21 protein-coding genes, 2 tRNA genes, 1 pseudogene and 1 riboswitch are annotated in these 23,065 nt (G+C 53.5%); of the genes and pseudogenes, 2 read left to right on the plus strand and 22 right to left on the minus strand.

Annotated features, from left to right (window positions below; translation table 11 throughout):
* Together HF984_RS11385 and HF984_RS10610 are read left to right on the plus strand one after the other, a co-directional pair.
* The coding region (locus HF984_RS11385) for a hypothetical protein (protein WP_210729714.1) at nt 1–213 on the plus strand (213 nt) is incomplete at its 5' end.
* Between the two features lie 90 nt (nt 214–303).
* Nucleotides 304–3,441, plus strand: a complete 3,138-nt coding sequence (locus tag HF984_RS10610) for a type I restriction endonuclease subunit R (protein ID WP_168615651.1) — start codon at nt 304–306, stop codon at nt 3,439–3,441.
* 118 nt (nt 3,442–3,559) lie between these two features.
* On the opposite strand, the gene HF984_RS10615 is transcribed toward HF984_RS10610, so the two are convergent.
* The 22 genes and pseudogenes from HF984_RS10615 to HF984_RS10715 all read right to left on the minus strand — a co-directional run bounded on the left by HF984_RS10615 (nt 3,560) and on the right by HF984_RS10715 (nt 22,569).
* Nucleotides 3,560–4,201 carry a hypothetical protein gene (locus tag HF984_RS10615; protein WP_168615652.1) on the minus strand — a complete coding sequence of 214 codons (642 nt, stop codon included), beginning with the start codon at nt 4,199–4,201 and terminating at the stop codon, nt 3,560–3,562.
* A gap of 109 nt (nt 4,202–4,310) precedes the next feature.
* A complete protein-coding gene (gene hisF / locus HF984_RS10620; RefSeq protein ID WP_168615653.1) occupies nt 4,311–5,072 on the minus strand; it encodes an imidazole glycerol phosphate synthase subunit HisF in 762 nt (253 codons plus the stop codon).
* Nucleotides 5,073–5,130: 58 nt separating this feature from the next.
* A complete protein-coding gene (gene hisG, locus HF984_RS10625; RefSeq protein WP_168615667.1) occupies nt 5,131–5,976 on the minus strand; it encodes an ATP phosphoribosyltransferase in 846 nt (281 codons plus the stop codon).
* Between the two features lie 17 nt (nt 5,977–5,993).
* Nucleotides 5,994–6,257, minus strand: coding sequence for a phosphoribosyl-ATP diphosphatase (locus HF984_RS10630; RefSeq protein ID WP_168615654.1), 264 nt, complete (start codon nt 6,255–6,257; stop codon nt 5,994–5,996).
* 239 nt (nt 6,258–6,496) lie between these two features.
* A complete protein-coding gene (ribH, locus tag HF984_RS10635; protein ID WP_168615655.1) occupies nt 6,497–6,970 on the minus strand; it encodes a 6,7-dimethyl-8-ribityllumazine synthase in 474 nt (157 codons plus the stop codon).
* 33 nt (nt 6,971–7,003) lie between these two features.
* Nucleotides 7,004–7,756 carry a GTP cyclohydrolase II gene (locus HF984_RS10640; RefSeq protein ID WP_168615656.1) on the minus strand — a complete coding sequence of 251 codons (753 nt, stop codon included), beginning with the start codon at nt 7,754–7,756 and terminating at the stop codon, nt 7,004–7,006.
* Entirely contained in the window at nt 7,753–9,051 is a 1,299-nt protein-coding gene (gene ribB / locus HF984_RS10645) for a 3,4-dihydroxy-2-butanone-4-phosphate synthase (protein WP_168615657.1), read from the minus strand. The genes HF984_RS10640 and ribB overlap by 4 nt, the downstream gene beginning before the upstream one ends.
* Nucleotides 9,052–9,110: 59 nt before the next feature.
* Nucleotides 9,111–10,154: a bifunctional diaminohydroxyphosphoribosylaminopyrimidine deaminase/5-amino-6-(5-phosphoribosylamino)uracil reductase RibD gene (gene ribD, locus HF984_RS10650; protein WP_247596618.1), complete on the minus strand. Its 1,044-nt coding sequence runs from the start codon at nt 10,152–10,154 to the stop codon at nt 9,111–9,113.
* Between the two features lie 13 nt (nt 10,155–10,167).
* On the minus strand, nt 10,168–10,881 hold the full coding sequence (gene pnuC / locus HF984_RS10655) for a nicotinamide riboside transporter PnuC (RefSeq protein WP_168615659.1): 714 nt from the start codon (nt 10,879–10,881) through the stop codon (nt 10,168–10,170).
* A gap of 148 nt (nt 10,882–11,029) precedes the next feature.
* Nucleotides 11,030–11,157: riboswitch (FMN riboswitch) on the minus strand.
* A 79-nt stretch (nt 11,158–11,236) separates the two neighbouring features.
* On the minus strand, nt 11,237–12,025 hold the full coding sequence (locus tag HF984_RS10660; protein WP_168615660.1) for a tetratricopeptide repeat protein: 789 nt from the start codon (nt 12,023–12,025) through the stop codon (nt 11,237–11,239).
* A 42-nt stretch (nt 12,026–12,067) separates the two neighbouring features.
* Complete coding sequence (gene bioD / locus HF984_RS10665) at nt 12,068–12,724, minus strand: ATP-dependent dethiobiotin synthetase BioD (protein ID WP_343947597.1); 657 nt, start codon at nt 12,722–12,724, stop codon at nt 12,068–12,070.
* Nucleotides 12,711–13,706, minus strand: coding sequence for an aminotransferase class I/II-fold pyridoxal phosphate-dependent enzyme (locus tag HF984_RS10670; protein ID WP_168615661.1), 996 nt, complete (start codon nt 13,704–13,706; stop codon nt 12,711–12,713). The genes bioD and HF984_RS10670 overlap by 14 nt, the downstream gene beginning before the upstream one ends.
* A complete protein-coding gene (locus tag HF984_RS11885; RefSeq protein ID WP_343947607.1) occupies nt 13,706–14,311 on the minus strand; it encodes an aminotransferase class III-fold pyridoxal phosphate-dependent enzyme in 606 nt (201 codons plus the stop codon). Before HF984_RS11885 ends, HF984_RS10670 begins: the two co-directional genes overlap by 1 nt.
* A gap of 13 nt (nt 14,312–14,324) precedes the next feature.
* Nucleotides 14,325–14,963, minus strand: a pseudogene (locus HF984_RS11890) (aminotransferase class III-fold pyridoxal phosphate-dependent enzyme).
* 237 nt (nt 14,964–15,200) lie between these two features.
* Nucleotides 15,201–15,860, minus strand: a complete 660-nt coding sequence (rpe, locus tag HF984_RS10680) for a ribulose-phosphate 3-epimerase (RefSeq protein WP_168615662.1) — start codon at nt 15,858–15,860, stop codon at nt 15,201–15,203.
* A gap of 165 nt (nt 15,861–16,025) precedes the next feature.
* Nucleotides 16,026–17,417 (minus strand): NAD-dependent succinate-semialdehyde dehydrogenase, encoded by a 1,392-nt coding sequence (locus HF984_RS10685; protein ID WP_168615663.1) that lies wholly within the window; start codon nt 17,415–17,417, stop codon nt 16,026–16,028.
* Between the two features lie 216 nt (nt 17,418–17,633).
* Nucleotides 17,634–19,412 (minus strand): RsmB/NOP family class I SAM-dependent RNA methyltransferase, encoded by a 1,779-nt coding sequence (locus HF984_RS10690; RefSeq protein WP_247596617.1) that lies wholly within the window; start codon nt 19,410–19,412, stop codon nt 17,634–17,636.
* Nucleotides 19,409–20,344 (minus strand): methionyl-tRNA formyltransferase, encoded by a 936-nt coding sequence (fmt, locus tag HF984_RS10695; protein ID WP_168615664.1) that lies wholly within the window; start codon nt 20,342–20,344, stop codon nt 19,409–19,411. Before fmt ends, HF984_RS10690 begins: the two co-directional genes overlap by 4 nt.
* Complete coding sequence (gene def, locus HF984_RS10700; RefSeq protein ID WP_168615665.1) at nt 20,345–20,974, minus strand: peptide deformylase; 630 nt, start codon at nt 20,972–20,974, stop codon at nt 20,345–20,347.
* 102 nt (nt 20,975–21,076) lie between these two features.
* Nucleotides 21,077–22,090, minus strand: a complete 1,014-nt coding sequence (locus HF984_RS10705; RefSeq protein WP_168615666.1) for a PD-(D/E)XK nuclease family protein — start codon at nt 22,088–22,090, stop codon at nt 21,077–21,079.
* A 267-nt stretch (nt 22,091–22,357) separates the two neighbouring features.
* Nucleotides 22,358–22,431, minus strand: a tRNA-Cys gene (locus tag HF984_RS10710).
* 65 nt (nt 22,432–22,496) lie between these two features.
* A tRNA-Gly gene (locus HF984_RS10715) sits at nt 22,497–22,569 on the minus strand.
* Between the last annotated feature and the right edge of the window lie 496 nt (nt 22,570–23,065).

The raw sequence follows: 23,065 nt of genomic DNA on the forward strand, positions 1-23,065 counted from the left end.
GTTGCAACGGTTCTTCCGGTATGGCTTGAGGTTATTTGTAGAGATTTAACGCTCATATTTTTGCCGCTGGTGGGGCCGTTGTCTAGTTGGTGGGTGTGGGGTGTGCTCTTACTTTTGAATAAGCCTCTTATTTCATTGCCTAAAATTAATAATTGCCTTGTCGAATCCAGTGGCAGGGCAATTATAAACGCATTAGCTTTATTTGATTTGTAGAATGTTTTGAACGCATAAAGTAAAATGTGAACTTTTACTTTACATCAATGCTTATAAGTATTGTCTATCTCATACCAGGAGCCTCACCTCATGTCCCGCACACACCTCGAACGCCCCCTCCAGCAATACATCTGTGCCCACCTTGCAGCAGACGGGTGGAAGCACTCCCCCAACTCCAACGGCTACGACGCACAGCGCGCGCTCTTCCCCGCCGACGTCCTCGCATGGCTGCAAACCAGCGACCCCAAATCCTACGCCTCACTCATCAAACCCGAAGCAGACCCAGCCACCCGCCAAGCACAAACCAACCGGCTCCTAGACCGGCTCGTCACCAAACTCTCCGACCCCGAAGAACACGGCGGCGGCACCCTCAACGTGCTCCGCAAAGGCTTCAGCGTACCCGGCGCCCGCCGTCCCTTCCACCTCATCGCCTACCCACCCCAAGACGGCCGTAACCCCGAACTCACCGCCCTCTACCAGCAGAACATTCTGCGCGTTGTCGAAGAAGTTCGCTTTAACCCCGCCGATGAAAGCGAGCGCATCGACCTCGTCCTCTTCATCAACGGACTCCCCGTAGCCACCATCGAACTCAAATCCGAATACACCCAAACCCTGCAACACGCCATCAACCAATACCGCAACAACCGCAACCCCAAAACCTCACCGCTACTCCAAGAACACCGCGGCGCACTCGTCCACTTCGCCCTCACCCAAGACGAAATCGCTATGACCACCAAACTCGCAGGCAAAGCAACCACCTTCCTGCCCTTCAACCAAGGCAAGGACGGCGGCGCAGGCAACCCCATCGTTGACGGCAAACTCTCCACCAGCTACTTCTGGGAAGAAATCCTCGAACCCAATACCTGGATCAACATCCTCACCAAATTCATCTACACCAACCACCAAAAAACCACCGACCCGCTCACCGGCAAAACCAAGCAAAAGAGCCACATTCGCTTCCCGCGCTACCACCAGTGGCGAGCCGTCACCAAACTTGTTAATACAGCTCGTATTGAAGGAGCCGGTAAGAAGTACCTGGTGCAACACTCGGCAGGTTCCGGCAAAACAGACTCCATCGCCTGGACGGCACACCGCCTCTCGAACCTGCACACTCCTAAGGGCGAGCGCGTCTTCGACTCCGTGATTGTGATTGCTGACCGTCAAGTGCTCGACCAGCAGCTCCAAGACGCCATCGACCAGCTCGTTACTACCGCCGGAACTTTTCAGCCCATCACCCGTGGCACCGGCGACTCCAAATCCAAACAGCTGGTTGATGCGCTGATCACCGGCGTCCCCATTATTGGAGTGACTTTGCAAACCTTCCCCTTTGCGCTCGAAGAAATGACCCGCGAAGGTGGCAAGCTCGCGGGCAAGCACTTTGCGATTATTGCGGACGAAGCACACTCCTCCCAGTCAGGCAAAGCCACCGACTCCATCAAGACGATGCTGACCACCGACGTTGACGCCGGCATCGAAGAATCAGATCCCGAAGCCGACCAAGAAGCCCTCACCCGCATGGCACAGCGCGTCGTGGGTGCAGGGCACCAGGTTTCCTTCTTTGCTTTCACCGCAACCCCGAAGGCGAAGACTCTAGAGATTTTTGGACGCCGTCCCGCAGACGGTGGCCCGCATGAGCCATTCGACCTCTACCCCATGAAGCAAGCGATTGAAGAAGGCTTCATTCTTGACGTGCTCAAGAACTACACCACCTACGAGATGGCTGCGAAGATTGCCCAGACCAATGCCGATAGCGGGGTCGATGAAGAAATCGACATTCGCAAGGGCACCAAGAGCCTCATCAACTTTGTGGAGTTGCACCCCACCAATGTTGCATCGAAGGTTGCCGTAATTCTGGAGCACTTCGAAGGCAAAGTCAAACATGAGCTCGGCGGCAAAGCTAAGGCCATGGTGGTGACTTCATCGCGTGCCTCAGCCGTGCGCTATCAGCGTGCCTTTGAGAAAGCGATAGCTGAACGTGGCTTGCCCTTAAAAACGCTGGTGGCTTTCTCTGGCGAACTGCCCGATCCTGATATTGAGCCGGTGCCCGGTGTTGATACGCCGACTGTTACTGAAGCCTCGATGAACCCTGACCTCAAGGGGCGAAATCTTGCCGAGGTCTTCAATCAGGACGGTCAGCATATCCTCATTGTTGCCAACAAATACCAGACTGGATTCGACCAGCCCCTACTGGTGGCAATGTACGTCGATAAGAAGCTTTCGGGTATTACCGCCGTCCAGACGTTGTCGCGCCTCAACCGCCGTGCCGAGGGCAAAGACAACACCTACATTCTGGATTTCGTCAACGACCCAGAGCAGATTCGCGCATCCTTCGCCGAATACTATGAAGACGCCCACATCGAAACAGAATCAGACCTTGATTTGGTAGCCAAGCAGGTCGATAAGTTGGACGCCGTCAGCATTTACAATCGCGCGGACGTCGAGCAGTTCTGGGAAAAGTGGGTTGCTCAGGGTGCCCGACAGGCCTCTTATGATTCTTTGATCCGCGTGCCGGTTGAACGGTTTGTCACTCGCTGGGATGCGGCTCGTTCCGATGATGACAAGGCTGCCTTGGAAGTACTGTTGGAGTTCCGCTCTACCCTGGCGCAGTATGTGAAGTCGTATGCTTTCTTCTCGCAGATCTTCAACTTTGGCGATCCCTACTATGAGAAGTTGTCGTCTTTTGCGGATTTGTTGGCGCGTAAGTTGCGCCGTTTTACTTTGGACGAGGTTTCTCCTGAGGTAGTGAATGTGGACGACATCGTGCTCACTCACTACCGTCTAGAGAAACTGCGTGAAGATGAGGATTTGAAGCTTTCTACTTCTGAGGCTGCTGGGTTGCAGGGTATGACTGAGGCTGGTTTGGCATCGATTCAGGAGCGGGAGCGTAAAGCTCGTTCGATACTGATTGAGAAGGTGAACAAGTACTTCCATGGGCTTGAGCTGAGTGATGAGCACCAGGTTGGTTTTGCAACGACGTTTGTGGCTGAAGCAGCTAAGGACGCCGGGCTCAAGCAGAGTGCGATGGCGAACGCCAAGGTGGACTTTTACCATTCAAAGAATGTGCGCAATGGGCTGGCAAATAAGCTGTGGGACTACTCTTCAGATACAGCTGATCTCATCGATTATGTACGCCGCATGCCCGCCGAAAAGTTCGTGGAATTCATGATGGATATGGGGCTCTATGAGCTCTTGCGGGGTGAGAAAGAACTAGTGGACGCCGCCGGTTAGTCTTTACTTTTGTCTCCTAATAACCCAGATCCGAACGGCCTATCTGACGAAGTATGAATAAAGAATGGCACCGAGCTTACCCCCGGTGCCATTTTATTGATGAGCGTGTTCGCCTAAATTATCGGTGGAGGCCCGAATCATCGCGAATCCAAGTTTTGTTGGCTGTGTCCTTAAAAGTCATCATCAGAACACGCCAGTTAGAGCTTCCCAAGATCGGTCGGCCATTCACTGTATCTTCGTAGTATTCGCCGAAAGTCCAGCCATTACTGATTTCTCGCTCGGTCGGCTGACGCTTAGCATCTTTCTGTGAAAGATCAACAATAGTCTTTGCATCAGTAGGTACATGAACGAATATATATTTACCCGGAGGAACAATTTTGGTCTTCATTGTTGTCACCGGGTACTCGCTTTTTCCAGTTGCAAAGTTCTTCTTCCAGATCTTTGCTTTAACTTCAACATCGTAAACCGGTGACTCAGAATTGTTCTGAATAACGAGCAAAGAATTATAGTTATGTGATTCGATCCAAGAAGTCACATGCGAAGCATGTTCCTTTTCATCAGATTCCTGTTGCTTTCGATCGCGGTTATGTTCGATATCTAGCTGCTCTTGCATCTGTTCCAGCTGAGTATTAGTAGCTTTCTGTTGTTCCCGCGCTGCATCTAGCTGACCCTTAGTAAACCACGCGGCAAAAACAGCTGCTATCAAGGCCAAGATTGCAGTTATTGCATTGAGAATTTCTGAGATATTGCCCCACTCCATAGTCACTCCTTTGTGTATTAATTGATTTATGTAGGCGCTTGTTTCTTGTATTCATTCATGAGGAATACCAAAAATCAGATACTAAGTGCTAGCTCAGGCAGAACAGAAGCTACCGCACCTCGTACCCCGCCTCGCGGATTGCCTGCTTCACCTCGCCGATAGTAACCTCGCCGAAGTGGAAGATAGATGCCGCGAGGACGGCGTCCGCCCCAGCTTCAATAGCCGGTGGAAAGTGCTCCGCCGCACCTGCACCCCCGGATGCAATCAAGGGCACTTTGGTCACTGCACGCACAGCTTTAATCATCTCGATATCAAAGCCAGCCTTGGTGCCATCCGCATCGATGGAGTTCAGCAGAATCTCACCCACGCCGCGTTCCTCCGCCTCGCGTGCCCACTCCAGCGCATCAATACCGGTAGATTTACGACCGCCGTGAGTGGTCACCTCAAAGCCGGACGGCGTCTCATCCGAACGCTTAGCGTCCACTGAAAGTACCAATACCTGCGAGCCAAAGCGGTCAACGATTTCATTGATGACCTCAGGACGATTGATGGCAGCAGTATTGATAGACACCTTATCGGCACCGGTACGCAACAGTCGATCAACATCCTCCACAGTGCGCACACCTCCCCCAACAGTCAGAGGAATAAACACCTGCTCCGCAGTTTGTGCAACCACATCAAACGTGGTCTCTCGATCCGCTGAGGACGCGGTGACATCAAGAAAAGTCAGCTCATCAGCGCCGCAGCGGTTATAGCGTTTGGCGAGCTCCACCGGATCGCCAGCATCGCGCAACCCCTCAAAGTTCACGCCCTTGACCACGCGACCAGCATCAACATCTAAACAGGGAATAATTCGTATTGCCACACCCATTGAAAATCCTTTGGTAAAGCGATGCCCGCGAGATTAATCGCGGGCATCAAAATAATAACTACAGACGAGCTGCCTGAATCGGCGAAACCAAAATCGCGCGAGCACCAATGTCGTAGAGATTATCCATCACCTTATTAGTTTCACTCCGCTTGACCATCGAGCGCACAGCCACCCAGCCCTCGCGGCCCAGAGGTGAAACAGTCGGCGCCTCCAGCCCCGGTGTCAGTTTGGTCGCCGCATCCAGCAAATCTTCGCGAATATCGTAATCAACCAGCGCGTACTGGCGCGCAATCAAAACACCGTGCAAACGACGGCGCAAAATATCGAAAGCATCTGTCTCTTGGACATCGGCACGTTTAATGAGCAGGGCCTCTGATTTCATGAGCGTCTCACCAAAAGGAGCTAACCCTGCAGCACGCATCGTATTACCGGTTTCAACAACATCGGCAATAGCATCGGCAACACCCAAACGGATGGAGGACTCAATCGCTCCGTCCAACCGCGTCACCGTTGCGTCAACACCGCGCTTCTCCAAATACGCTCTCACAAGTTTTGAATATGACGTAGCGATGCGTTTGCCCGCCAAGTCTTCCACAGACGAGAAATCCCCGGCAGGGCCAGCAAAACGAAAGGTTGAGCGAGCAAAATCCAAACCAAAAACTTCTTCAGCCGGAGCCTCAGAATCCAGGAGCAAATCACGGCCGGTAATGCCGACGTCTAATGTGCCTTTGCCCACGTAGACAGCAATATCTCGGGGGCGCAGGTAAAAGAATTCCACGCCGTTTTCTTCATCGGCGATGACAAGCTCACGAGAGTCACGACGCTGAAGGTACCCAGCCTCTTTGAGCATCTGAGTCGCTGCATCAGACAACGAACCTTTATTAGGAACGGCAACACGCAACATCATAAAATCCTTACTTGTTAGAGGTACTTATAGATGTCTTCGGGAGTAAGTCCCTTGGCTAACATCATGACCTGCAGATGGTAAATAAGTTGCGATGCTTCTTCAGCGAATTCAGCATCAGATTGGAACTCGGCAGCCATCCAGACCTCAGCTGCCTCTTCAACAATCTTCTTACCGATGCCGTGCACACCGGAATCAAGCTCAGCAACAGTGCCTGAGCCTTTAGGGCGCGTACGCGCCTTTTCGATGAGTTCAGCGAATAATGAGTCAAATGTCTTCACAAAATCACCATATATTGCCCACCCTCAGATGTGCTACAGACAACACAAAAATCTCATAGCGTGAAGTCATTGTATAGACAAGAAAGCCCTAGACAAACCCCGAATGCACAAAATCTCCGGGGCTCTAGCGACTCATCAGAGGGTATCTCCTTCCAAAATTTCTACCCCTCAAGAAGCTTATTGAACAGCGAAGACCAGAGGGAAAATCCCTCTGGTCTTCACCATCATTCGTGCAACATTTAGATATTTCGCAAAGCTACAACAGTTTCAAGTGCCGCCGCGGTTGCTTCATAACCCTTATCTTCTTGTGAGCCAGCAAGTCCTGCGCGATCAATACCCTGTTGCTCGTTGTCACAGGTGAGCACGCCGAAACCGACGGGGGTCTTACTTTCAACCGCGACCTTAGTGAGTCCCTGAGTAGCAGCCTCACACACGTAGTCAAAGTGCGGGGTTCCGCCACGAATAACTACGCCCAGTGCAACCACCGCATCGTATTCTTCAACTAGGTGAGCCGCCGCTACGGGCAACTCAAAGGTTCCCGGTACACGCACTACGGTAGGCTTTTTGATGCCCGCGTCCGTGGCCGCCCGCAAAGCACCATCGAGCAAACCATCCATAATTTGGGTGTGCCACGATGCCGCAACAATTGCCAGCTTTAGCTTCTTGGTTTCTTTTCGTTTGAGATTCGCCTGAGGCGCTCCTGCACCGCTCATTATTCGCCTTTCGATGGGGTGTTGAAAAAAGATTTAGGAAGATGAGAGCTTATGACTCATCCGGTCTCGTTTGGTGTTCAGGTATTTCTGGTTGGACGCGTTGGGTTCAATTTCATCGGGAATCAGTCGGTCGACGGTAATACCCAGACCCTCCAGCGTTTCTTTTTTGAAGGGATTATTGGTAACAAGCCGTATATGCGTTAGCCCCATTTCCTTCAAAATAACAGCGGTCTGCCGAAAGTCGCGAGCTTCTTGAGCCAGGCCGAGTGCAAGATTCGCATCGACCGTGTCAAGCCCTACATCTTGAAGCGCGTAGGCGCGGAGCTTGTTGGTGAGCCCGATGCCGCGTCCTTCATGGTTTCGGATGTACAGCATGGTGCCACCAAGACCTTGCAAAATATCAAGACCCTGTTCAAGCTGAGGCCCGCAGTCACAGCGGAGCGAACCAAAAAGGTCACCCGTTGCGCACTCGGAATGAACGCGCACCGCGTGAGGTTCGCTCCCCCGAATAAGCGCATCAAATTCCAGTTGCGCCCCCGCATTGGTTGGATAGTCGTCGGGTACAGCCGTTGCGCTTATGTGTTCCGTTCCGTCAGCAAAAGCCCAAGCGCGCATGGCAAACTTACCGTGAGGCGTAGGCACGATAACAGGAGCAGTTGACTCGACCAACCGGTCGTCGGAGGACGGAACAAGCTCCTGCGGTGGCACTTTCCACTGCGCGCCAGCCACAGCAGTTGCCCCCATGCGCCCTGAAATTTCTTCAGCTTCAATATCGTGTGAACTCATACCCGCTGCTTTTCAACGTAGTCTATCAGCGCCTCGATAGAAATCATCGGCAGATTGTGCTCAGTGGAGAAGGTGCGAAGTGCATCAAAACGCATCATGGTGCCATCGTCGTGAACCAGTTCAGCGATAACGCCCACGCCGTTGAGGCCAGCCAGCTGGGTCAGCTCGACTGCGGCCTCGGTATGACCGTTACGCTCACGCACGCCACCGTCGACCGCGCGGAGCGGGAAGATATGCCCGGGTCGAGTCAGATCGGAGGGCACGGACGCGTTATCCGCCAAGACCAAAGCTGTACGAGCACGATCGGCCGCACTAACGCCGGTGGAAATTCCTGTACGCGCATCGCACGAGACGGTGTAAGCAGTCTGTTTATGATCCTCGTTGTTTTCCACCATGGGCGGAAGTTCAAGAGCACCGGCCCGCTCACCGGTCATAGGCACACACACCACACCGGTTGTGTAGCGAACCATAAAAGCCATCAGTTCCGGGGTTGCTTTCTCCGCCGCAAAAATGATGTCGCCTTCGTTCTCGCGGTCTTCATCATCTACAACCACAACGGCACGGCCATGGCCGATAGCTTCGATAGCGTCCTCAACAGCATCAAGTCCGACCCTTTTCTGACTCTGTTCAGCAAGCGCTGTTGCCGGGGTCGCAGAAAGGTGGGAGTTTGTTTCCATGATGCGTTGCACGTATTTGGCGAGCGCGTCGGTTTCTAGGTTGACGGTGTCACCGATTGCAAGTGAGCCAAGGTTAGTGGCTTCTAAGGTAGCCGGGATGAGTCCAACCTCAAACCATTGTTCGTTTGCGGTTGGCGCTGAGACAGTGGTGACCGTCAGGGATGCGCCTGAGACGGTGATAGACCCTTTTTCTGTGAGGTGAGAGGCTAGTTCGCGGAATATGCGGATGCGCACGGTGCGCCATGATTCGTGGTCTTCGATTGCGCTGACTGTGCCTAGACCGTCAACGTGCCCTTGCACCACGTGTCCGTCAAAGCGTCCGTTGGCGGGCATACAGCGCTCTAGGTTGACGCGCTGGCCTTCAGTCACCAGCCCCAGGTTGGTACGACGCAGGGTTTCGCCCATGACATCGGCTACAAAGGTGCCGTCCGCTATTTCTTCGGTGCGGGTGGCTGTGAGGCATACGCCGTTGACAGCCAGTGAACCGCCGTGTTCAAGGTCGGCAACGATATCTCCCGCGTGAATGGTGAGGACGGCAGACTCGGTCTCGCCTCGAGAATTTTTCACGGTTTCTATTTTTTCGACGCTGCCCATTGCGCCGATAATTCCTGTAAACATCTTGGTGTCCTCTTGTGCTTCAGGCTCAGCGCTGGTGGTTCGCGCGCTGAGCACAAAAATTAATGGTTGGGAATCAGGTGGACTCTAAAGTCTGAGCCCACTATTTGGGTTCCGGGGGTCATACCCAAATCGTCAATTGCCCAGCGGTGAGCTTCTGCCAAGGTCGTGATGCCAAGATCCTGTACAGCGGTGCTCCCGGAGCCCAGCAGAATCGGTGCCTGATACCAGAACAGCTCGTCCACGAGGTCTGCTTTGAGAAAAGCTGAGACAACAGCTGGTCCACCCTCGATCATGAGCTGCCGCACGCCCAACGCATACAGTTGTTCTAAGCCCTCGTGGGGATCTCGCGTTCGCAGGTGCACAAAATTATCACCGCTGCGAATCATTGCTTCATCCGGAACATCGCGCATTCCCAGAGCGACTCTCAGCGGCTGACGCTCGTAGAGGTTTCCGGCCTCATCACGCGCGGAAAGTGAGGGGTTATCGGCCAGTACGGTGCCTGTTCCAACCATGATCGCGTCCGAACGTTCTCGGATTTTGTGCCCCAATGACCGCGCCTCTGCCCCGGTAATCCACTGGCTAGTGCCGTCTTCAGCTGCTATGTAGCCATCGAGAGTGGACGCGACTTTGGCGGTCACAAAGGGACGCTTGGCGGCACTGGCCCTAAACCAGCGTTCGTTGAGTAAGAACGACTCGTTCTTGAACAGCCCTTCTTCTACCAGCACGCCCTGTTCACGCAGGTATTGCGCGCCGCCTTCGGCATCGCTCATGTCAGGATGCGCATAGACAACTTTTGTAATGCCGGATTCTGCGATTGCGTGTGAGCAGGGACCTGTTCGACCAAAGTGGTTGCACGGCTCAAGGGTGACATACATGGTGGTGTCAGACAGATCAGTATCAGCTAGTTCTGCCTGAGCAATCGCATCGGCTTCAGCGTGAGCGGTACCAGCGCCACGGTGATAGCCTACGTGCACCACGTAGCCTTCTTCGTTTGTGATGACAGCACCAACGAGCGGGTTGCCACCGCGGATTCCTTTGCGCGCTGCTTTGAACGCTAGTTGCATTGCTTCTTCGGGAGTATGCGGCTCCCACGGAATATTCATCGTGTGCACGTTGCTATTTCCTTTGCATCTCGCCGGAGTTGACGGTGACATCGGGAAAAGCGATTTCTACCTGCGCCATCTTGCTCAGTTCGCGGTTGCGGGTGCGCCACCAGACGAAGAATCCTGTGAGAGTAAAAGCACCGTAGAAAACGTACATCAGCGCGGTTGCGTAGTAACCGGCGGACCACAGTAACGGGACACCGACGACATCAACGGCAACCCACATCAGCCAGAACTCAACCCAGCCTTTAGCCATACCAAAGGTTGCCAGAAGCGATCCCGTGAAAATCCACGCGTCCGACCAGACGGGCTCATAGGAACCCAGTGCGCGGAAAATCGGTGTCAGAATCCCGGTGCCTACGAGAAGGGCGACCAGAAGAAAGACTCGTTCTTTGGTACTTGCCCACTGCGGAATAACGGCGGTACCAGCGTCATCACGACTTTGCTTCCAGCGGTACCAGCCCCACACAGAGACCACAATGAACATGACCTGGCGTCCCGCCTGCCCCAGCATATTAATGGGGTGAGGAGAACCAAACACTGTTCCCAGAAAAACAGTCAGCAAAAGAAGATTGCCCAAAATGCCAACAGGCCACGCCCACACTTTACGGCGCATACCGCCCAAAGCTGAGAGTAGACCAAAGAGATTGCCGAGTACTTCGCGCACCAGAAGCGACTGATCGCCAATGTGAATCTGAGCGTCGAAGAGCCACCGCAGAATATCCATGAGGACTGTGTTCCTTTCGCGGAGGCTCCGGGAAAGAACAAAGCGGAATCGGTGCCAAAAATTTTTCGACGCCGCGCACCCGCATCCTCACGTGTGCCCAGATGTTTATTCATTCTGATGCATCGTAAGATTCGAGCGCGCCGTTTTGCTCGTGCTACCTTCCATCCAGACTGTACTGTCGGTATCGGAATTTCACCGATCAGGCTCCCCTGCAAGCAGAAGAGTTAGCGGACTGTCACCGCCGGTTCGGATTTTCACCGGGTCCCGGAGCACGATTATTAGTTGTACTTAGATTATGGCACATGCCTCAACCTTGCGGGCAACTATATTTCTCAGCGTGAACGCTTTCAAGATGCTAGGTGTTGTCCTTGAGTTTTGCCTGTATCAGTTGCGCGAATTCGGCCTGTTCGTGGAGTCCTGAGTTTTCATAGATGTGCAGGGCTTGCTCAATGCTTTCTAATGCTTGCGCAACGTTGTTAGCCTGCGCGTGGGCAAGGGCTAGATTTTGGTAGCTCTCTGCCAGCAACTCGGGTCGGTGAAGCTCTTGCGCGATACTGGTTGCTTCATGGCAGGATGCAATAGCCTCCTGAACGGCCCCGGCGTCGAGTTGGCTGTGGCTGAGTGCCAGTAAAACCGAGCACAGCTGCACCCCGTGTTCTTCACTCACCGGGGCTAGCGCGTCCCGGGCTTGCTGCAGTAAAGCGATCGCAGCGTCATGAGTCGAGGACTGCCGGGCCAACCCCGCCAAGCACAGGAGATTGTGGGCGATATCAGCCGGTCGATGATGGGTTTTATATTCTTTCAGTCCCTCGCTGTACCACCGGCGTGACTCGCTGAGCTTACCCATTTGGGCGCAGATTGACCCGATTTCTGTGGCGAAATCACCAACCTGTTCAGCTTCGGGTTTAGTCCTGACAAAAACTTCGTAAGCTTTGGAGACCGCTGCAAGCGCACGGTCAAGCTGGCCAAGATCCCGATGGGTTTCGGAGAGCACTTTAAGTGCAATAATCAGACCGAAAGGTTCACCGTCTTTTTCGAACCCTTCAACCGCTACCTGAAGTGGTTCAAGAGCTGGCTCCAGCTGCCCGTTGGCTACCAGTTCTTGCGCGTACTCCAGTGCAGCGTCCGCAGATGTTTGAGCCATTTTTTATCCCTTATGTCCTACAGTCATTACATCTCAATTCTTTCACTCGCGTTCGCCCAATCGGCAGATTTCAGGTAGCCAGTGCGCGGCGTGATGCTGAAATTCTTGAACGTCGGCGACACTGTGTAGCGGTTGCACATGAATCCCTGAAGCAAAAGCTTTCCCAGCACCGGCAGGAATTTTCCCGAGGACGCTCATGCCCATGTCCGATAACGCATCGAGATTATCTTTTTCAATGGTGCTTGGGTGCCGCGGCCATGAGCCGATGATGACGCCCCGAGCGCTGAGACCCCTAGTCTGTAGGTAGTTTGCGGTGAGCGCGGTGTGATTCAGCGTTCCTAGCGAGCTTCGAGCTACGATGATGTTCGTTGGGGTTTCGGGCAACTTGAGCATCAAATCCACCTGATTTTGCGGCAGATAGGTTTCGGCCTCATGGGAAAACGCGAGATCAACGCTGATACCTCCACTGCCTTCGATGATGACTGCGTCATAGTCGGCGCGGAGCTCTTGGATGCGCCGGGAATGTTGCGCTAACGACGGAAGGTCAGAGCCCTGCCTCCTCGCTGCTGCTACAGGAGCCATCGGACGTTCTAGTCGAGCTCCCTCAAACGCATCCGCGCCAGACAAAAACGCCGCGAACTGAGCATCACCCATAGCATCGCTCTCTACCCCGGTCTGTACCGGTTTATAGATAGCCACAGTTTTCTTCTGTTGCCTCAGAGCTGTTGCCAGTACCGTCGATACCTACCGATTGCACTGCACCGGCACTTTGGCTGGTCCCCAGTGCAACACTGATACACTGCGCACTCTCAAAGACCTGCTGGCTAAGACGCTCACCTTCTGTGCCTACGATGCGCGCAGAAGCTGCCGCTGCTGCGGCGTTGACCGGTGACAGGGCAGTATCAAAGATGAAAGGGCGAGAAGTATTGATGAGGTAATCTCTCACGGTTTCAGGGCACAGGACAACTCCACCTGCAGGGCCGAGGGCTTTACCCAAAGACGAGGTGATGATTAGGTTGTCTGCACCCGAGATACCGGCTTGAGAACAGGCGCCACATTCCTTGTCTAAAATGCCTAAAGAATGCGACTCATCCGCCACTAACCATGCCTCGTACTGCCGGGCTAGCATTTGTAGATTTGCGAGATCTGCAGCATCGCCCAGTACCGAGTAAACACCTTCCACCACGATAAGCGTGGGTTTACCATCGCCGTGGCGCAACAGTTCACGCAAATGATCAAGATTCTGATGTTCAAAAAATTCAACATCTGCGGCGCACAGTTTCGCCGCATCGTGAAGTGAGGCGTGGACGTGAGCATCCAACAGGATGCGGGTTCCCGCCCGTCCCAGTGCAGCGATGACTGCCAGGTTCTCCATATAACCGCTGGAAAACAATAACCCCGAAGGCATCTGGGTCAAATCAGCAAGAGAGTGTTCAGCGTCAGTATGAACCGGCAAGGTTCCACTGACCACCCTGGACGCTCGTGCCGATGTCCCGTGCTCATCTAGCGCTTTGTGCCCCGCATCCAACACTCGGCGATCGCGTGAGAGCCCCAAATAGTCATTAGACGCCAAGTCACACCAAATACTCTGCAAGACCTGAGTAGAACGGTGATGCCCTCGCCGGATGCGGGTTTTTTGAGCCTGCAGCAACAATGAATCGAAAGACCGTACCGGGGACATTATCCGTGCACCTCCTTGATTGCGGTAACCAGCCCCGAACACCTCAGCTCAAGCTCAACATCAGGGCAGATATAGGTGGGCATCATGTACACCAGGTTTCTAAAAGGACGCACCCACACCCCCTGTTTAAGTGCCGCGACGGTCAGCTCAGCAATGTTCACCGGCTCATTTAACTCGATCACTCCGATAGCCTCCAGCACCCGCACATCCGCTACAGATGTCAGCAATCTGGCGGGCGCTAAACCCCTCCTCAACACAGCAGAGATGCGCGGCACGTTATCCTGCCACTGCGAGTTCGATTCAATAAAGCCACTGATGAGATCCAAGGAGCGAGCAGAAACAGCGCTCGCCAATGGGTTGCCCATAAAAGTTGGTCCGTGCATGAGGGCCCTGTGCTCAGAGGCGCTAATAACTTCGGCAACACCGGTGCTTACCACCACAGCCCCCTGCGTGAGATATCCACCGGTCAGAGCTTTACCTACCAGTAAAACATCGGGAGAAACGCCTGCCCACTTAGCAGCGAATAGTTTGCCAGTTCGCCCAAACCCGGTAGCTATTTCGTCAAAAATCAGCAGGAATCCACACTCGTTAGCGAGCGCTCGCAGATGCTTGAGACAGTCAGGATGGTAAAATGCATTCCACCGGCGCCATGGGTTCTACGATAATGGCGGCAATGTGTTGAGCAAACTGTTCGGCAAATGCTGTCGCCTGCTGCCTCCATGTTTCCTGCTCGTGAACGTCCACCGTCCAGCATTGGGCATCGCTGTCGTAGGACGCTCGTGGCGGCCTCGGCAGAAAATACTGGCTTTGCACAAGGTGCTCAAAATCCTTGTGCATGCTGTTTTCGGGGTCAGATACGCCCATTGCACCAATAGTGTCGCCGTGCTAGCCCCCGCGTAGGGCTAAAAACCCTCGCCGTTGAGGGCGTCCTACAGCGCTCTGAAATTGAACAGCGAGTTTCAAAGAGACTTCTACAGCTATTGACCCTGAATCAGCTAGAAAGACGTGGTTGAGACCGTTGGGTGTGAGTGCCACCAATTTCTCGGCAAGCTCGACGGCAGGTTCATGGGTCAAGCCACCGAACATGACGTGCGAGAATTTTTGGGTTTGCGTTGCTAGTGCCTCGTCGAGAAATGGATTTCTGTATCCGTGAACCTGGGACCACCACGAGCTCATGGCATCGATAGCGCGATATGTTCTACCGTTTCGATCTTCAAGCACCAGGGTGCTTTCTTTTGCGTGGGTAACCGCGTACATGGGATGCGCATTGAGTGGTGCGTAGGGATGCCACAGCAGTTGCGAGTCCCGCTCCACCAGGGGTTTTGTTGCTAAATAATCATTTTTGAATACTGTTCAAATATGGCACATTTCATCGAAGAACGCACAGTTATTCACGGTCTCAAGCACTAACTTTCACCCCCTGCACCCAGACGGTAGAAACAAAAATGACCGGGAGGCGCCCTCCCGGTCAACTTATGTGCGAAAAATAGCGAATTAGTGCTTGTGGCCGGCTGCTTGACGCAAACCCTCGATAGCCGCAGCGGGATCATCCGCCCCGTACACCGACGAACCCGCCACAAAACAGTCCGCACCGGCTTCAGCAGCGCGCACGATAATCTCTTCAGTAATTCCACCGTCAACCTGCAAGGTCAGCTTTGCATCGGAGCCCTGAATAGCCTGTGCCGCACGACGAATTTTCGGCAGCGTAACGTCCAAAAACTTCTGGCCACCAAAGCCCGGCTCAACCGTCATAATCAACAGCATGTCCAGCTCCGAAAGCATATCCAGATAAGGCTCCACAGCAGTTGCCGGACGCAAAGCCATACCAGCCCGAGCGCCACTCTCACGCAACGTACGCGCTAATTTAATGGGCGCAATGGCCGCCTCAGCATGGAAAGTCACCGACTCGCATCCAATCTCAGCGTACTCCGGGGCCCAACGATCAGCATCCTCAATCATCAAATGCACATCAAAAGGAATAGGCGAAACCTCTTTAAGGCGCTTGACCACCGGCAACCCCCACGTGAGGTTAGGAACAAAATGGTTATCCATGACGTCAATATGCGCCGCATCCGCCGTTTTGATGGCATCTAACTCAGATGCAAGATTGGCGAAATCTGCCGACAGAATAGACGGGTTGATATGGTAACTCATGGATGCTCCTCACGAAAAACTGATGGGTCTACACCAACTTTATCTGTTGATTAAAGGTGCAGAGGCCACTGAGTGTTCAAAACAACGAGTTTCTTGAACACCCAGCAGCCTCTGTCGGTCTCCGCTCTGCGAGCAGCCTAGGTCCACTGCCCTAGCGAGAGAAATCTAGAAATCACCGTCAATATCAGTGACAACAATGACCTTCTCATTAACAAATTCTTTGATACCCAAATCAATGAGTTCGTGACCGTATCCCGACCGCTTAACGCCGCCGAAAGGAATGTCAGCTTTAACACCCGTAGGCTGGTTGATAAAGACCATGCCGGTGTCGATGCGTCGAGCCACCTGCTGAGCGCGATCAATATTGGTAGAGAAGACAGAGCCACCCAAACCGTACGGGGTATTGTTCGCCAGGCGAATCGCGTCCTCTTCATCTTTTGCACGGTAGATCGATGAAATCGGCCCGAAGAACTCGATCTGTGAGGTCTTAGAATCATCGGGAATATCAGTGAGAATCAGCGGCTGGTGGAAAGCTCCTCGCAAAGGAACCTCAACATCCACCTCTTCAACAGTGATACCTTCATCGCGGGCCTGCTGAACCTGTTTCTTGAGCTCATCTAACGCTTGTTGCGACGACAGCGGCGCCAAAGTAGTTGCAGGGTCCATAGGATCCCCCAGCTTAAACTGCGCAACGTGTTTGCGGTACTCTTCTAAGAACTTATCGTAAATCGCATCAACAACAATGATGCGCTTGGACGAGACACACACCTGACCACCGTTCCAGTGACGGCCAAAGGTAGCCCACTTGGCAGCCTTTTCAACCTCAGCATCCTCAAGAACAACAAAGGCGTCGGCACCGCCAAGTTCGAGGGTTGATTTCTTGAGATTCTTAGCCGCAATGGACGCGATAGCCGAGCCGGCTTTCTCCGAGCCGGTCAGTGCCACACCGCGCACACGAGAATCAGACAGAATAGTCTCAGATGCCTCGTGAGAAGCAAACACGTTGGTCAACAAACCTTTGGGTGCGCCGGCTTGGATCAACAGCTCTTCCATTGCAAGTGCTGACTGCGGCACATTGGACGCGTGCTTGAGGACAATAGTGTTACCTGCAGTAATCTGCGGCGCGGTGATGCGGATAACCTGATAAAAAGGGAAGTTCCAGGGCTCAACAGCGTAGAGAACGCCCAGCGGTTCGTTGACAATTTTGACGTCGGTATCACCGAATCCGCGGGCCCTAATATAGCGCGGTGCAAGAATTTCAGCGCCGAACTTTACGTAGTAATCCAGCATCTGCGCGCATAGTTCGACTTCCAGCTCGGCCTCGCCAATGAGTTTACCCATTTCAAGGGTCAGAATTTCAGCGTATTTACGCTTGTTCTCCCGCAAGATTTCTGCCGCTTTTGCCAGTACAGCTTCGCGTTCTTTAAAGCTGGTTTCTTTCCACTGATGAAAAGTTGAATCAGCCTGCGCAATCGCATCTTGAATCTGCTGATCGGTAGCAGTCTCAAATTCTTTGACGACTTCGCCACTGTAGGGGTTGGTAGTTGCATAAGCCATAGCCGTGCACTCCTCGAGTTATATACAAAAGGCTGTTGGAGCCTCTCAAACCTCTTTGTTTGAAATGTAACCTAAATAACACTTTATGCAGAAAGTTTATGAATGTCGAGTGCTTTGTATACATGAGCCACATAGTAAGAGACCACTGCACGTTCACATCATTGAATGTCTTGAACGGGCAGTGGCCCCCATCAGTATCTATACCGAGGTTGTGCTTTATTTCTTTCTAAACAGGGCAAAGAACATCGCATCCGTGCCGTGCACATGAGGCCACAGCTGCGCAGTGGTCTGCTCTGGATGCTTGTCGTTCGGTGCAGATGAGGGATCTTTCTCCCCCGAAAGAACCGAAGTTCCGCTCTCATCAGAAAGCGCCACTTGACGAACAGCTGCACCGGAATCAAGCAACTCCACTGAACCATCGCGCAGAATATCGTTGACGATATTCTGGGTCTCAGCCATATGCGGTGAACAGGTCACGTAGGCAATGAGACCACCTGAACGCGTCACCGATGCAGCCGCATCAAACAGCTCTTTTTGCAACGGCAGAAGATCAGCAATATCGCGCGGTGTTTTACGCCAACGCGCCTCTGGGCGTCGACGCAACGCGCCCAAACCTGAACAGGGAACATCCACCATCACGCGGTCAAAGCGAGGGTTCTCTTCCATGCCGGCAGGCAGATTCTTGCTCTGGGCAACAGTTTTTTCGATAGCTCGACCATCACCCGTCACCACCGTGTAGCTACCCTGGGGCAAGGGACGCAAGGATGCACTCACTAACTTGGCACGGTGTGCAGATGCCTCATTCGCAACCAGCTGAGCACCTCGCTGAGCACCTAAAGCTCCTAAGAGCGCTGCCTTGCCTCCCGGGCCGGCGCAAAGATCTAGCCACATCTTATCCGAGCCTTCAAGGGGAGCCTCTGCCAGAGCCCGCGCTACAAGCTGAGATCCCACGTCCTGCGCACGAACGGTACCTTCGCGAACAGACTCGAGCCTACCCAAATCGCCTGAAGAATACAGCGCTGAGCCTGCTACTAGCTCGCCATCCGTTGCGCCCTTATCTCGAGCTTCATCCAACGACCCCAGCCCCGGTAGTTCTACCAGGTTAACGATAGGAGCAAGGTTATCAGCATCCAGTAGCTCATCAATTTCTTGAGGTGAGTGACCGTGAACCGCAAGCGCCTGACGGAACGCGCGTACCACCCATACCGGGTGGGACTTTGTCAGTGCCATCTTCTGCAAATCATCAGTTGCTTCAGACTCAATGAGCTCACGCCATTCTTCAGCGCTACGCTCGGACACGCGACGCAACACAGCATTAATGAAGCTAGCAGGACCAGCACCAATCACACCGCGAGCCAAACCAACGGTCTGGTTGAGCGCGGCATGAGAAGGAACACGCATCGCTACAAGCTGGTGGGCGCCAAGACGCAAAGCAGTGAGAATTTTTTGGTCGATTTTCTCTAACGGACGATCAACACAGTGCTTAATAATGGAGTCGTAGTAGCCCTGGTTACGCAGCGTTCCATAGGTCAGTTCCGTAGCGAAACCGGCATCGCGATGGTCAAGACGATGCGCGCGAATAGATTTGGGCATCACGAGATTCGCATAAGAATCCTCGGTCGCTACCGCTTGCATCACCTCAAAAGCTACCAGGCGAGCGGCATCAGCCTCGCGTACACGGGCGCTGGGAGCCGCCGCTGAAAAATCCCTTTCATGAGACTTTTTGCGGTTGCGTTCATGGCCCTTAGCATTACGACGCGACGTATCTTCAGTGCGGCGACGCCCGCCACGGTTTGACTGGGAACTTTGGGTATTGCGACGACTTACAGAATCGTGACCGGACTCTGTGCGCCGCTCCTGTCCACGGTTAGCGCCTGTACGCCCCTGTCCTGCTCGGTTCATGCCCGAGCGATTGCCACCGCGCTGCCCAGACCGGGAACCACCGGAGTTATTTCCGCGGTTATTGGAGCCGCGTCCTGCGTTAAATCCGCTCATGCCAGCACAACTTTCTTTTCGGTGAGAGCCGAGCCAAGACCTCGTGCCCAGTCCGTCGCATTCATCATTTTCTTGCCTGCAGGCTGAACCTGGGTCAATTCAAGTGCACCATTTCCGCAGGTCACCACACACTTTTTGGCGATCAGTTGCACGGTACCTGGTTCAGTTCCTGAAACGTCGGCATCCGCTGAGGTCATCATTGCTAGTTTCAATCGCGCATCGTTATATTCGCACCATGCACCGGGTTCAGGACTCACGCCGCGAACCTGAGCCAGAAGTTCCTCAGCGGAGCGAGTCCAGTCGACCTTGCCATCTGCCAGCGTCAGCTTTGCTGCACGGGTAGGCTCCCCCTGCTGGGGTGTACCGTGATCGCCCTGGGCAATACGGTCAAAAGTTTGCGCGAGCAAAGCACCACCGGTTGACGCCAGTCGCATCAAAATATCTCCGGCGGTATCCCCTTCAGCCACCTGAGTTGACTCGCTCAAAAAGACCGGACCGCTATCGAGACCAGCTTCGATCTGGAAAGTGTTCGAGAAAATTTCGCTCTCTCCAGCCATCAGTGCGCGCTGAACCGGCGCCGCACCGCGCCAGTTGGGCAGCTGTGAGAAGTGAAGATTAATCCAGCCGTTGGGCAAAAGATCCAAAGCCGACTGTGGCAAAATCGCACCGTACGCCACAACCGCCGCGATATCGGCGTTCAAGGATTCAACAGCAGATGCGGTCTCTTCAGACCACTTGTTTGCTTTGATAACGGGCAAACCCAGCTCTTCTGCACGAGCTGCCACTGGGGAAGGCGTCATGACGCGCTTGCGCCCCACCGGCGCATCCTCACGCGTTAGCACACCCACGACATCATACCCTGCCTCAATCAAACCGTTCAGCGGCGCCACGGCAATATCAGGGGTTCCTGCATACAAAACTTTGAAAGTCACTTATTTCACCTGCCCAAAAGATCCGAAAGAACCAAATGATGCCCCACGCGAGGGATTAGTCTTCTGCCCACCGAAAGCAGCACCACCGAAGCCAGAAGACACGCTGTTAGCGCGCTCGTCCTGCACAGACGCTGCCACGGAGTCATAATTTGCGTTGCGAATCGCGCGCATGATGCGTTTTTTATCATCGCCCACCACGCGATCAATGAACATCTTGCCGTACAGGTGGTCGGTCTCATGCTGCAACATTCGCGCAAAGAGGCCTTCGCCCTCAATTTCTACCGGAGCGCCGAACATATCGACACCGGTAACTTTCGCCCAGTTCTTACGGGGAGTATCAGAGCTCAATCCAGGCACCGAAAGGCAACCTTCACCGCCCTCTTGCGGCTCATCCCCCACTTCAATGACGGGGTTAATGACGTGACCTTCGCGTCCGTCAATATTGCCGTAAGTGAAAATGCGTTTGGAAATACCAACCTGCGGGCCTGCAAGACCAACACCGTTGACCTCGTACATCGTCTCTAGCATGTCCGCCACAAGTTCTTGAAGTGCCTCATCAAAAACAGTGATGTCATCGCAGACCGTGCGCAATACAGGATCGCCCACGGTTCTAATGGTCAATATCGCCATAGGTAGTTTTATGCTCTTTCTCGTAAAGTCACAGGAATCAAATTTAAGTGTACGCAATGTGAAGGATGCACCGCATCGACAACATCACAAGGCAAGGCTCAGTTAGTTACCGCGTTCAGCAGTGGGTTCCTCGATGGACGATAGAGCTGTTGCAGTTTCTGAAGACGCATCCAAAGCAAGTTCTTCAAGCGACGGGGCACCTTCGACCTCCTGCACGCTCACCGGCTCAACAACCTGCGCCGGATCAACAGCCGGTGGCGTAGCCAACAGGTGCGCCGGTGGCGGAACCACCGGCATCAAATGATCCCCGGTTTCCTCATCCAACAATCTGTTGATTTCCCACACGCGTCGCAAGGCACAGAATTTACGCCAATTTTCCTTAAGAACGTTTGGATTAGCCTGTTGCGGTAACACCTGCGTCTCACCCACAGCAACACCCATCAAAATTGGTGCTGAACCGTACTGCCACGGTTGCCACTGCCCCGCCTCAGCATCAACGAGAGCTTCTTCAGCCTTGACGCCGGCTACCAGCTGCATCACGACCTTATTGTCCAATGGCTTCACACGCCCGCGCTTATCGGTGCCCTTCGTCTTATAGTCGATGATGCACACACGTCCTGCGATTTCAGCGACCAAATCCAAAGTCCCGGCATACCCCACAGTCTCATTCCACACAGTAACTTCAGCTGCTAGCGGTCGAGGACGCCAAGCATCCCACCATTCATCGAGCCGATCGGCATAAGCCTGCTCACCGTGTTGCAGAAGCTCCTCGCGAGTACGTTCCAGCTCATGATCTTTGCCCATGGCCCGCAGAGCAATATTTTCGGCGTAATTGTGGACGCGGTCGCCGCGCGCTGCGGCCTGGTCACGGTAGCGCTCAGAAGCCGATGCAGCATCACGAATAATCGCAAATTTCATGCCGTTAGAATGCATAGGACGCGAAGCACGAGAATCCTCTAAAACAGCCTTAGCCGCCATGTACCCGTGCCATCCCGATAGGTCGCTCGCCTGCTGACCAATAACGGTAGTAATTGACGGTACGAGCAACTCACCGCCCACTTCACGAGCATACATACGCCCAAAATCGGTTGATGTTGCTAAGCGTGGGTCAGTCACCGGTTATATTCCTACCTGCTGCGTCAAAAACGCTCACAATTAATCGACATTTGGCTGTATATGCGCCTACAATCCGCTGTTGACCTGCACCATTTCGCAATCACAATTGAGCGTTGTTTCGTGTGGCAAACGAAAGGGTAGCAAATTGTTTAACAGCGTGTGAGCACAGCTCTCAAGTTTACTCTTGCCGTCAAAGACCGGTCAAAGAAACCGCGGTGTATAAAACAAAAGTCTCAGTGCCACTTTCGTGATACTGAGACTTTTTCGTGGAGGTGAGGACGGGATTCGAACCCGCGTACACGGTTTTGCAGACCGTTGCCTAACCACTCGACCACCCCACCAGGGCTTACCATGTGGCAAGTGATGAAACAAAAGCGCCTCGACTAGGAAGCGCTTTTGTAATCCGAGCGGTTGACGAGACTTGAACTCGCGACATCCACCTTGGCAAGGTGGTGCTCTACCAACTGAGCTACAACCGCATATCAGTGACTCGAAGAAGTTTTTCACTTCGTCGAGCTGACAGGTAAATACTATACACAGGTTTACAGGCATTGCCAAATCGAGAGCGACAATCAATTATTCCGCGTGTTTTCGCGGTTTTTGGGGCACTCAGAGCCGTTTTTAGACAGGTCGGCAAAAATTTATTTTATGTAACCTGCATCTCAAAGTATCTTGGGTCAGCTCTGCTAGTTATCTCCACGCGCAGGCAAATCACAACTTTCAGGTTTTTGCCACCGCCCCAGCAAACGTCCAGTCACCTTTATTCATAGGCGAACCCACTGGGCGGACAAAATAATGGTGTCAGTTCGATCCAGTCACCTCTGCGTACGGACGAACCCCTTCCGCAATGAGGCTTATTCATAAGGGAGGGGCAACCCCACCCCACCAAAAGACAACGGCCCCACCAATGGCAAAATAAGAGGACTAAATCGCCAGAAATAACCTCAAGCCATACCGGAGAGACCGTTGCCCAAC

It is taken from the genome of Rothia terrae (assembly GCF_012396615.1).
GTDB lineage: Bacteria > Actinomycetota > Actinomycetes > Actinomycetales > Micrococcaceae > Rothia > Rothia terrae.